Origin of the sequence: Escherichia albertii NBRC 107761 = DSM 17582 (assembly GCF_000759775.1) — a bacterium.
Lineage (GTDB): Bacteria > Pseudomonadota > Gammaproteobacteria > Enterobacterales > Enterobacteriaceae > Escherichia > Escherichia albertii.
The window spans coordinates 1-11,213 of the sequence record NZ_BBMY01000046.1 but is presented as its reverse complement, the minus strand read 5'-3'; the positions used below and the strand labels follow the sequence as shown (position 1 = coordinate 11,213).

The 11,213-nt window shown below is 49.5% G+C and carries 9 protein-coding genes; 6 read left to right on the top strand and 3 right to left on the bottom strand.

The window, feature by feature from the left end; genetic code table 11:
* Nucleotides 1-242 precede the first annotated feature (242 nt).
* The 3 genes from EA14781_RS10360 (at nucleotide 243) to EA14781_RS10350 (ending at nucleotide 3,453) form a co-directional block, all read left to right on the top strand.
* Nucleotides 243-1,184 carry a pseudouridine kinase gene (locus tag EA14781_RS10360; protein WP_001207101.1) on the top strand — a complete coding sequence of 314 codons (942 nt, stop codon included), beginning with the start codon at nucleotides 243-245 and terminating at the stop codon, nucleotides 1,182-1,184.
* The gene (psuG, locus tag EA14781_RS10355) at nucleotides 1,172-2,110 is read left to right on the top strand and encodes a pseudouridine-5'-phosphate glycosidase (protein ID WP_001293154.1); all 939 of its coding nucleotides are present in this window, start codon (nucleotides 1,172-1,174) and stop codon (nucleotides 2,108-2,110) included. The genes EA14781_RS10360 and psuG overlap by 13 nt, the downstream gene beginning before the upstream one ends.
* A 92-nt stretch (nucleotides 2,111-2,202) precedes the next feature.
* Entirely contained in the window at nucleotides 2,203-3,453 is a 1,251-nt protein-coding gene (locus EA14781_RS10350; RefSeq protein ID WP_000353874.1) for a NupC/NupG family nucleoside CNT transporter, read from the top strand.
* 54 nt (nucleotides 3,454-3,507) lie between these two features.
* Here EA14781_RS10350 and EA14781_RS10345 read toward each other — a convergent pair whose 3' ends face one another.
* The 3 genes from EA14781_RS10345 to EA14781_RS10335 all read right to left on the bottom strand — a co-directional run bounded on the left by EA14781_RS10345 (nucleotide 3,508) and on the right by EA14781_RS10335 (nucleotide 6,580).
* Nucleotides 3,508-4,596 carry a sugar kinase gene (locus tag EA14781_RS10345; RefSeq protein WP_000999808.1) on the bottom strand — a complete coding sequence of 363 codons (1,089 nt, stop codon included), beginning with the start codon at nucleotides 4,594-4,596 and terminating at the stop codon, nucleotides 3,508-3,510.
* A gap of 3 nt (nucleotides 4,597-4,599) precedes the next feature.
* Complete coding sequence (gene nfo, locus EA14781_RS10340) at nucleotides 4,600-5,457, bottom strand: deoxyribonuclease IV (RefSeq protein ID WP_000873885.1); 858 nt, start codon at nucleotides 5,455-5,457, stop codon at nucleotides 4,600-4,602.
* A gap of 73 nt (nucleotides 5,458-5,530) precedes the next feature.
* On the bottom strand, nucleotides 5,531-6,580 hold the full coding sequence (locus EA14781_RS10335; protein ID WP_000182049.1) for a YeiH family protein: 1,050 nt from the start codon (nucleotides 6,578-6,580) through the stop codon (nucleotides 5,531-5,533).
* A 99-nt stretch (nucleotides 6,581-6,679) separates the two neighbouring features.
* Between EA14781_RS10335 and yieE the strand changes: the two genes are divergently transcribed.
* The 3 genes from yieE to cirA all read left to right on the top strand — a co-directional run.
* Nucleotides 6,680-7,561, top strand: a complete 882-nt coding sequence (yieE, locus tag EA14781_RS10330) for a DNA-binding transcriptional regulator YeiE (protein WP_000548306.1) — start codon at nucleotides 6,680-6,682, stop codon at nucleotides 7,559-7,561.
* Nucleotides 7,562-7,766: 205 nt separating this feature from the next.
* Nucleotides 7,767-9,236, top strand: a complete 1,470-nt coding sequence (gene lysP, locus EA14781_RS10325; RefSeq protein WP_000253265.1) for a lysine-specific permease — start codon at nucleotides 7,767-7,769, stop codon at nucleotides 9,234-9,236.
* A 293-nt stretch (nucleotides 9,237-9,529) separates the two neighbouring features.
* The coding region (cirA, locus tag EA14781_RS10315) for a catecholate siderophore receptor CirA (protein ID WP_042335600.1) at nucleotides 9,530-11,213 on the top strand (1,684 nt) is incomplete at its 3' end.

The window sequence follows — 11,213 nt, the reverse complement described above, 5'->3', positions numbered from 1 at the left end:
TTGTCTGCCATATTGTGTGTTACACATCACAACTTTCCTTTTTGTTGCTGCATAAATAGACAAATTTTGTGACCGTCTTCATATCTGGCTGATTTCGTTTTTTCTGATCGATTTACATTACGTTAAACAAGCTTATTATGAACATGTGTTTAAATCCGAACATATGTTCTAATAGTCTTATTTGCTGTAATGACTATTTTACCCAATTTCTTCGTTGGTAATTTATTGCCAGGGGGCGTGCTATGCGCGAAAAGGACTACATAGTAATTATTGGTTCTGCGAATATTGATGTGGCTGGGTATTCACATCAGCCATTGAATTATGCGGATTCGAATCCCGGAAAAATAAAATTTACCCCAGGCGGTGTGGGAAGAAATATTGCGCATAATCTGGCGTTGCTGGGAAAAAATGCCTGGCTTTTAAGTGCGGTAGGTGGAGATTTCTATGGGCAATCATTGCTGGCGCAAACTAATCAATCGGGTGTTTATGTCGATAAATGTTTAATTGTGCCAGATGAAAATACCTCCAGCTACTTATCGCTGCTCGATAATACCGGAGAAATGCTTGTCGCGATAAATGATATGAATATTAGCGACTGTATTTCTGCAGAATTTCTCGCCCAACATCAGAAATTTATTCGCGGTGCAAGGGTTATTGTCGCGGATTGCAATCTTAGTGAAGACGCGCTGGCCTGGGTTCTGAAAAATGGCGGAGACACACCTGTATTTGTTGATCCGGTATCAGCATGGAAATGTGTCAAAATTCGCGATCATTTGAGCAAAATTCATACACTGAAACCTAACCGCCTTGAAGCTGAAACGCTAAGTGGAATTGCACTTTCTGGACGTGAAGATGTGGTAAAGGTTGCCGCCTGGTTTCATCAACACGGCCTGAACCGTCTGGTGTTGAGCATGGGGGGAGATGGCGTTTACTACAGTGATATCAACGGTGAAAGCGGGTGGTCGGCCCCCATTAAAACAAATGTTATCAATGTTACCGGAGCAGGCGACGCCATGATGGCGGGGCTGGCGTCCTGTTGGGTAGACGGTATGTCGTTTATCGATTCTGTCCGATTTGCGCAGGGATGTTCGTCAATGGCGCTCGCCTGTGAATATACCAACAATCCTGAATTATCAATTGCCAATGTTACATCGTTAGTGGAGAACACCGAATGTCTGAATTAACTTTGTCCCCTGAATTATTACAAATATCTGCTGAAGTACGGGAGGCTTTAAAAAATAAAAAACCGGTTGTAGCTCTTGAATCAACTATTATTTCGCATGGTATGCCATTTCCGCAAAATGCCCAGACCGCAATTGAAGTGGAAGAAACTATTCGTAAACAGGGCGCTGTACCCGCTACCATCGCCATTATTGGCGGCGTGATGAAAGTGGGCTTAAGTAAAGAAGAAATTGAATTGTTAGGCCGTGAAGGACATAACGTGACGAAAGTCAGTCGTCGTGATTTACCTTTTGTCGTTGCCGCAGGGAAAAATGGCGCTACTACCGTTGCGTCAACGATGATTATCGCGGCGCTGGCTGGAATTAAAGTATTTGCTACCGGTGGTATTGGCGGTGTGCATCGCGGCGCGGAACATACCTTCGATATTTCTGCCGATTTACAGGAACTGGCAAATACCAATGTCGCCGTTGTGTGTGCTGGTGCAAAATCTATTCTCGATTTAGGATTAACAACAGAATATTTAGAAACCTTCGGTGTACCGTTAATTGGTTATCAGACAAAAGCGCTGCCTGCGTTTTTCTGCCGAACCAGCCCATTTGAAGTCAGCATTCGCCTCGATAGCGCCACTGACATCGCTCGTGCAATGGCAGTGAAATGGCAAACCGGTTTGAACGGCGGCCTGGTGGTGGCGAATCCGATCCCGGAACAGTTTGCTATGCCGGAAGAAACCATCAATGCGGCAATCGATCAGGCTATTGCCGAAGCAGAAGAACAAGGGGTTATCGGGAAAGAGAGTACACAGTTCCTGTTAGCTCGTGTTGCGAAACTGACCGGCGGCGATAGCCTGAAATCCAACATCCAGTTGGTATTCAACAACGCCATTCTGGCGAGTGAAATTGCCAAAGAATATCAGCGTCTCGTGGGGTAATTTCCGGTGGGCAGAAAGCCGTCGCCCGTACTCATCAAACATACCAAAACCTGGTTTTGCGCCGGGTTTACTGGCATGAAGGGAAAATCATTATGGATATAATGAGAAGTGTTGTGGGGATGGTGGTATTGCTGGCAATTGCGTTCTTATTGTCTGTGAATAAAAAAAGTATCAGCTTACGCACCGTTGGGGCTGCGTTACTGCTGCAATTCGCCATTGGCGGCATCATGCTCTATTTTCCACCGGGAAAATGGGCCGTCGAGCAGGCGGCGTTAGGCGTCCATAAAGTGATGTCCTACAGTGACGCCGGGAGCGCCTTTATTTTTGGTTCGCTGGTGGGGCCGAAAATGGACGTCCTGTTTGACGGCGCGGGATTTATCTTCGCATTTCGCGTACTTCCGGCGATTATTTTTGTTACCGCGCTTATCAGCTTGCTGTACTACATTGGCGTGATGGGGCTGCTGATCCGCATTCTTGGCAGTATTTTCCAGAAAGCCCTTAATATCAGCAAAATCGAATCTTTTGTGGCGGTTACCACGATTTTCCTCGGACAAAACGAGATCCCGGCGATCGTGAAACCGTTTATCGATCGTCTGAACCGCAACGAACTGTTTACTGCAATTTGTAGCGGTATGGCGTCTATTGCGGGTTCGATGATGATTGGTTATGCCGGAATGGGCGTGCCGATTGATTATTTGTTAGCGGCTTCGCTGATGGCTATTCCCGGCGGCATTCTGTTTGCACGTATTCTTAGCCCAGCGACGGAACCTTCACAAGTTACGTTTGAAAATCTGTCGTTTAGCGAAACGCCACCAAAAAGTATTATCGAAGCCGCGGCGAATGGTGCAATGACCGGGCTGAAAATTGCAGCAGGTGTGGCGACGGTGGTGATGGCATTTGTTGCGATCATTGCGCTGATCAACGGCATTATTGGTGGAATTGGCGGCTGGTTTGGTTTCGCCAATGTTTCTCTGGAAAGCATTTTCGGCTATGTGCTGGCCCCACTGGCATGGATTATGGGCGTGGACTGGAATGACGCCAATCTTGCCGGAAGTTTGATTGGACAGAAGCTGGCGATTAATGAATTTGTCGCTTATCTCAACTTCTCGCCCTATCTGCAAACGGGCGGTACGCTGGATGTCAAGACCATTGCCATTATCTCGTTCGCACTCTGCGGTTTTGCAAACTTCGGGTCTATTGGCGTCGTGGTGGGGGCATTCTCCGCTATTTCGCCAAAACGTGCGCCGGAAATCGCTCAGCTTGGTTTACGGGCGCTGGCAGCAGCAACGCTTTCCAACCTGATGAGTGCGACCATTGCCGGGTTCTTTATTGGTTTAGCGTAGTGCGCGATTTATGAGCCGGATAAGACGCATTAAGCGTCGCATCCGGCAACATTTTTACACAACCGACACTAATGAAAACGCGTTATCGGCAGACAGGGTAGGGTTGTTTATGCTGCCGCTGGCGCGTGATATCGCCGCACAGGCCATAGCAAAACGGGCGCTCTCGCGAAAATTACTTCCTTCCAGAAAGCTATACACCAGGCCCGCCATAAAACCATCGTCGGCGCCAAAACTATCCACTGCCGTATGCTCTGGCGCGGTCAGTAAAAATTGCTCGCCATCCTTTTCGCTGCAAAATACAGATTCATCTTGCAGATAAACAAAAATGCGTTTAACGCCCTGTTGATGCAGCGAATTTACAGCCCTGATGCGATCGTCGTCGTCTTTAATCCGCTGACCCCACAAAATTTCCAGTTCATTTTGTGTTGGTTTCAGAGTGTGGATCCGGCTGTACCAGGTTTTCACTTTGCTCGCTTTAAATTCGGAAACAGTATCGACAAACACCGGAATTTCATCAGCGAGGGTAAAGACCCATTCCAGGGCTTCAGGCGTGAGGTTACAGTCTGCCAGCACCACGCCAGCATGGCGAATCAAGTCCCGTGAACCATTGAGCAGTTGAGGCGTTAGCTGTTGCAGGATATGTGTGTCATTGATTGCCAGGACCGTTTCTTCCTGCTTATTGGCGATAGCGAGATAAGTTGCGGTGCTGTGTCCGTGCAGACGAATACAGCTTGAAACGTTCACGCCCGCGCGGCGCGTTTCTTCCAGTAATGTCTCGCCGTAAAAATCGTTGCCAATAGCTGAAATTAAATGCACATCCCGACCAAGCAGGGCCAGGTTATGCGCGATATTGCGGCCAACACCGCCCGCTGAACAGTGAACAGTACCGGGATTTGATGCCGCTTCTGGGTAGTGGATATCCGCCATTCCGCGAATATCCATATTGATTGCCCCCACCACCACACAGTAATCCTGCTCAGTAAGGATATATCCTTTGCCTTTAATCAGGCCTTTACGCATCAAGTCCATAATATGGGCAGCAACGCGTGAGCGGCTGATTTGCAGAATATCGGCGATTTCATTCTGTTGAATCAGCGGGTTGCGGCGCAGAATTTTAAGAATCTGCTTTTCCCTGTCGTTCATCGATCAGGCCACCGCTTTTTCAGTTTGTTGCGCTTTTAGCCAGGCGATTTCTTCTGCCCAGATATCCGGGTTGATGGTTTCAAGGATCAGTGGAATGCCGTCGAAGCGGTCGTCCTGCATAATCCAACGAAACGCGTCATGACCGATATTGCCTTCGCCAAGGCTATGATGGCGGTCAACACGGCTACCAAAGGCGCTTTTCGCATCGTTGAGGTGCATGCCGCGCAGATATTTAAAGCCGACGATACGTGCAAAATCAGCGAATATTTTCTCGCATTCGGCAGGGGTACGTAAATCATATCCGGCGGCAAAAGCATGGCAGGTATCAATGCAGACACCGACGCGGGATTTATCTTCCACGCCGTCAATAATCGCCGCGAGATGTTCGAATTTAAATCCTAAGTTGCTACCCTGACCGGCGGTATTTTCAATCACTGCCGTTACGCCTTCTGTTTTATCCAGCGCAATATTGATGGATTCAGCAATGCGCGCCAGACAATCCTCTTCTGAAATCTGCATCAGATGACTACCGGGGTGGAAGTTGAGCAAAGAGAGTCCTAGTTGTTCGCAGCGCTGCATTTCGTCAATAAAAGCATCACGCGACTTTTCCAGAGCTTCTGTGACCGGATGACCGAGATTAATCAGATAACTGTCATGGGGGAGAATTTGCGCCGATGTGTAGTGATATTTTTCACAGGCGGCTTTGAATTCATCGATGGTTTGCGTAGTGAGTGGTGCGGCACGCCACTGGCGTTGATTTTTGGTAAACAAGGCAAACGCGGTAGCGTCGATTTCGGCGGCGCGAATAGCTGCATTTGCCAGACCGCCAGCAGCACTAACGTGCGCTCCAATGTATTTCATGAGTGAACTCCTGTTAAACCCGCTGGAGGAAAATGGTAATGATAGCGGGTTAACAGGAGCAAGATGTAGTGGTTTATGCGATGACGCTTTGAATTACATGGTTAATCACAGCACCACCAACAATCAACCAGGCAAACAGCACCAGTGCCATCAGCAGAGGTTTCGCCCCAGCTTTTTTCAGCGCACTGACGTGAGTAGTCAGACCCAGTGCCGCCATCGCCATTGCCAGCAGGAAGGTATCCAGCGTTACCAGCATGTTCACAACGCTCTGCGGTAACAGATGGAACGAGTTAAAGATGGCAACTACGATGAACAGGATTGCAAACCACGGAATGGTGATTTTGCTTTTCTCGCCGCCATTCGCCGGAGACAGCTGTTTAACACGCGCCGCCAGCAGGATGAGGAACGGAGCCAGCATCATCACGCGCAGCATTTTGGAGATAACTGCCGCGTTTTCAGCTTCCGGGCTGATGGCATGACCAGCAGCCACAACCTGCGCCACTTCGTGCACGGTAGAACCAATGTAGATACCGAATGTTTCCGGGCCGAACCATTGGGTCATCAGCGGATATATCGCCGGATAGAGGAAGATAGCGATGGTCCCGAAGATAACGACGGTTGCGACAGCCACAGTCACTTTACTGGCTTCCGCTTTCACTACCGGCTCAGTCGCCAGTACTGCCGCAGCACCACAAATGCTGCTACCCGCGCCGATCAGCCAGCTGGTGTGCTTGTCCAGGCCAAAGACTTTTTGCCCAAGGAAGCAAGCCAGCAGGAAAGTACTGGACAGCGTCAGCACGTCAATGATAATCCCACTGATACCGACATCGGCAATTTGTGAGAATGTCAGACGGAAACCGTAAAGAATAATACCCAGACGTAATAAATATTGTTTAGCAAACAGCACACCGCCGTCACAGCTTTTCCAGATGTGCGGATAGATGGTGTTGCCTAAAACCATCCCCAGCAAGATTGCGAGGGTAAGGGCGCTAAACCCGGCACCCGCAACTGCGGGAATGGAACCACCCCACAGGGCGACCCCGGTGATTACTGCGCTCAGGGCTAACCCCGGAATAAAATGCCACAGTGTACGATGTTGTTTCTGTAAGGTGATATTCGTCATAACCCTCTCCTTTAACCGGGCACAGAGGTTACAACTAACTGGTTTAAAAATAAAATTGATTATATATTTATAATTAATCTTTATAAGTGGTAAGCGACTATGCACATCACCCTCCGACAGTTGGAAGTTTTTGCAGAAGTATTGAAAAGTGGATCAACCACCCAGGCATCGGTGATGCTGGCGTTGTCGCAATCGGCAGTGAGCGCGGCGTTGACCGATCTGGAAGGGCAGCTTGGCGTGCAACTGTTTGATCGCGTCGGTAAACGACTTGTCGTCAATGAGCACGGACGGTTGCTCTATCCACGCGCGTTGGCGCTGCTCGAACAGGCCGTTGAAATCGAACAACTGTTTCGTGAAGACAACGGCGCGATTCGTGTCTATGCCAGTAGCACCATTGGCAATTACATTTTGCCTGCAGTCATCGCTCGTTATCGCCTTGATTATCCGCAGTTGCCGATTGAACTTAGTGTTGGTAACAGTCAGGACGTGGTACAGGCAGTGCTGGATTTTCGTGTTGATATTGGCTTTATTGAAGGGCCGTGTCACAGCACTGAAATTATTTCTGAACCGTGGCTGGAGGATGAACTGGTGGTTTTTGCCGCGCCAACTTCACCACTTGCTCACGGTCCGGTTACTCTGGAGCAGCTGGCTGGCGCGCCGTGGATCCTGCGTGAACGTGGTTCCGGCACACGAGAGATTGTCGACTATCTGTTATTGTCGCATCTGCCGAAGTTTGAAATGGCGATGGAATTAGGGAATTCCGAGGCTATCAAACATGCGGTACGTCACGGGCTTGGAATTAGCTGTTTGTCGCGGCGCGTGATTGAAGAGCAATTGCAGACTGGCACTTTACGTGAGGTTGCTGTCCCACTGCCGCGCCTGATGCGTACATTGTGGCGTATTCATCATCGGCAAAAGCATCTTTCCAACGCGTTACTGCGTTTTCTGGACTACTGCGATCCCGCTAATTTACCGCGTTAAATTGCTGTACAGAAACGGGCTGGCGCTGTGTCGATTTCGTGACGCAGCGCCAGCGTTATGCATTCGCCAGAAAAGAGATTGGCTGCTTTACTTATAATCCCTGGGCGATCATGAAGGTCTCTTATAACTGCGTATTTCTACCGGAAGGATCGCAGATCGTCTGCTACAATCGCGCCTCATTTTTTATGATGGATAGCATTTTCGTATGGTTTCCGAAACTAAAACCACAGAAGCGCCGGGCTTACGCCGTGAATTAAAGGCGCGTCACCTGACGATGATTGCCATTGGCGGCTCCATCGGTACAGGGCTTTTTGTTGCCTCTGGCGCAACGATTTCTCAGGCAGGCCCGGGCGGGGCGCTGCTTTCATATATTCTTATTGGTCTGATGGTTTACTTTCTGATGACCAGTCTCGGTGAACTGGCTGCCTATATGCCCGTTTCCGGTTCCTTTGCGACTTACGGTCAGAACTATGTTGAAGAAGGCTTTGGCTTCGCGCTGGGCTGGAACTACTGGTACAACTGGGCGGTGACTATTGCCGTTGACCTTGTTGCCGCGCAGTTGGTCATGAGCTGGTGGTTTCCTGATACTCCCGGTTGGATCTGGAGTGCGCTGTTCCTCGGCATCATCTTCCTGCTGAACTACATCTCAGTTCGTGGTTTTGGTGAAGCGGAATACTGGTTCTCGCTGATCAAAGTTGCGACAGTGATTATCTTTATCGTTGTCGGCGTGATGATGATTATTGGTATCTTCAAAGGCGCGCAGCCTGCAGGCTGGAGCAACTGGACAATTGGCGAGGCGCCGTTTGCCGGTGGTTTTGCGGCGATGATCGGTGTGGCGATGATTGTCGGTTTCTCCTTCCAGGGGACTGAACTGATTGGTATTGCTGCGGGTGAATCTGAAGAGCCAGGGAAAAATATTCCGCGTGCGGTACGTCAGGTGTTCTGGCGAATCCTGCTGTTCTATGTATTCGCGATTCTGATTATCAGTCTGATCATTCCGTACACCGATCCGAGCCTGCTGCGTAACGATGTGAAAGACATCAGCGTCAGCCCATTCACCCTGGTGTTCCAGCATGCGGGTCTGCTTTCTGCGGCAGCGGTGATGAATGCGGTCATTTTGACGGCGGTACTGTCGGCAGGTAACTCCGGTATGTACGCGTCTACCCGTATGCTGTACACCCTGGCGTGCGACGGTAAAGCGCCGCGTATTTTCGCCAAACTGTCGCGTGGCGGCGTACCGCGTAACGCCCTGTATGCGACGACGGTGATTGCCGGTCTGTGCTTCCTGACGTCAATGTTTGGCAACCAGACAGTGTATCTGTGGCTGCTGAATACTTCCGGGATGACGGGCTTTATCGCTTGGCTGGGAATTGCTATCAGCCACTATCGCTTCCGTCGTGGCTATGTATTGCAGGGACATGATATTAACGATCTGCCGTATCGCTCGGGCTTCTTCCCGCTGGGACCGATTTTCGCCTTTGTGCTGTGCCTGATTATCACTCTGGGCCAGAACTATGAAGCGTTCCTGAAAGACACCATTGACTGGGGCGGCGTAGCGGCGACGTATATCGGTATTCCACTATTCCTGATCATCTGGTTCGGCTACAAACTGATTAAAGGAACCCACTTCGTACGCTACAGCGAAATGAAGTTCCCACAGAACGATAATAAATAAGTTTTTACGCCTTCCTTTATAAAGCCTTCCCAACCGGGAAGGCTTTTTCATTTTGCTTTCCCTTGATAATCATGCGGATATAAATTTCAACAATTGAATTGATAATTGTTATTGTTTGCATTATCGTTACGCGCAATCAAAAAAGGCTGACAAATCAGAGGCTGCCCAGGCTTTCTGGACTGATCACCTGCATATAAAAAGTCCACCGCGATGCTGCCGTACGTGAGGGGACATGCAGAAGATGTGAGCGATAACCCATTTAAATTTTTATAGTGACCTCATGGAGATATGGAATGTTTAGGTTGAACCCTTTCGTACGGGTCGGGCTGTGTTTGTCCGCAATTTCTTGTGCATGGCCCGTGTTAGCGGTTGATGATGATGGTGAAACGATGGTTGTCACTGCCTCTTCCGTTGAACAAAACCTTAAAGACGCGCCCGCCAGCATCAGTGTGATAACTCAGGAAGACCTGCAGCGTAAACCGGTACAGAATCTGAAAGATGTGCTTAAAGATGTGCCTGGCGTGCAACTGACAAACGAAGGTGACAACCGCAAGGGCGTTAGTATTCGTGGTCTGGACAGTAGCTACACGCTGATCCTGGTTGATGGTAAACGCGTTAATTCCCGCAACGCCGTATTCCGCCATAATGATTTTGATCTGAACTGGATCCCGGTCGATTCCATTGAACGTATCGAAGTCGTGCGCGGCCCGATGTCCTCGCTGTATGGTTCTGATGCGCTCGGCGGCGTGGTTAATATCATCACTAAAAAAATCGGCCAGAAATGGTCTGGAACCGTTACGGTTGATTCTACTATTCAGGAACACCGCGATCGTGGAGATACCTATAACGGTCAATTCTTCACCAGTGGTCCGCTGATTGACGGCGTATTGGGGATGAAAGTCTACGGCAGTCTTGCGAAACGTGAAAAAGATGATCCGCAGAGCTCAACGACCGCCAGGACCGGAGAAACGCCGCGTATTGAAGGATTCACCAGCCGCGACGGTAATGTCGAATTTGCCTGGACGCCGAATCAAAATCACGATTTTACCGCTGGTTACGGTTTTGACCGTCAGGATCGTGATTCCGACTCGCTGGACAAAAATCGCCTGGAACGCCAGAACTACTCCGTCAGCCATAATGGTCGCTGGGAGTACGGCACCAGCGAACTGAAATTCTATGGCGAGAAACTCGAGAACAAAAACCCGGGCAATAGCAGCCCAATTACTTCCGAAAGTAATACTGTCGACGGTAAATACACATTGCCGCTGACGGCGATTAATCAATTTGTCACCTTTGGTGGCGAATGGCGTCATGACAAACTTAATGATGCGGTAAACCTGACTGGCGGGACCAGCAGCAAAACATCTGCCAGCCAGTATGCGCTGTTTATCGAAGATGAATGGCGGATCTTCGAACCGCTGTCTTTGACCACTGGCGTACGTATGGACGATCATGAAACCTACGGCGAACACTGGAGCCCGCGTGCCTATCTGGTCTATAACGCTACCGATACCGTAACAGTGAAAGGGGGCTGGGCGACAGCCTTTAAAGCGCCTTCTCTGTTACAACTTAGCCCCGACTGGACAAGCAATTCTTGCCGTGGCGCATGTAAGATTGTTGGTAGCCCGGATCTGAAACCAGAAACCAGCGAAAGCTGGGAGCTGGGGCTTTACTATATGGGGGAAGAAGGCTGGCTGGAAGGCGTTGAATCCAGCGTGACTGTCTTCCGTAATGATGTGAAAGATCGTATCAGCATCAGCCGTACGTCTGACATTAACGCTGCACCGGGCTACCAAAACTTTGTTGGTTTTACCGCAGACGGTGTGCCGGTGTTCCGTTATTACAACGTTAACAAAGCACGTATTCAGGGTGTGGAAACCGAGTTGAAAATTCCGTTCAACGACCAATGGAAACTGTCACTCAACTACACCTATAACGATGGTCGTGATGTCAGCAACGGCGAAAACAAACCGCTTT

Coding starts and splice junctions, on each gene's coding strand:
- yieE (WP_000548306.1), top strand. CDS start 6,680: ATGCACATCACCCTCCGACAGTTGGAAGTTTTTGCAGAAGTATTGAAA.
- nfo (WP_000873885.1), bottom strand. CDS start 5,457: ATGAAATACATTGGAGCGCACGTTAGTGCTGCTGGCGGTCTGGCAAAT.
- psuG (WP_001293154.1), top strand. CDS start 1,172: ATGTCTGAATTAACTTTGTCCCCTGAATTATTACAAATATCTGCTGAA.
- EA14781_RS10345 (WP_000999808.1), bottom strand. CDS start 4,596: ATGAACGACAGGGAAAAGCAGATTCTTAAAATTCTGCGCCGCAACCCG.
- lysP (WP_000253265.1), top strand. CDS start 7,767: ATGGTTTCCGAAACTAAAACCACAGAAGCGCCGGGCTTACGCCGTGAA.
- EA14781_RS10360 (WP_001207101.1), top strand. CDS start 243: ATGCGCGAAAAGGACTACATAGTAATTATTGGTTCTGCGAATATTGAT.
- EA14781_RS10335 (WP_000182049.1), bottom strand. CDS start 6,580: ATGACGAATATCACCTTACAGAAACAACATCGTACACTGTGGCATTTT.
- EA14781_RS10350 (WP_000353874.1), top strand. CDS start 2,203: ATGGATATAATGAGAAGTGTTGTGGGGATGGTGGTATTGCTGGCAATT.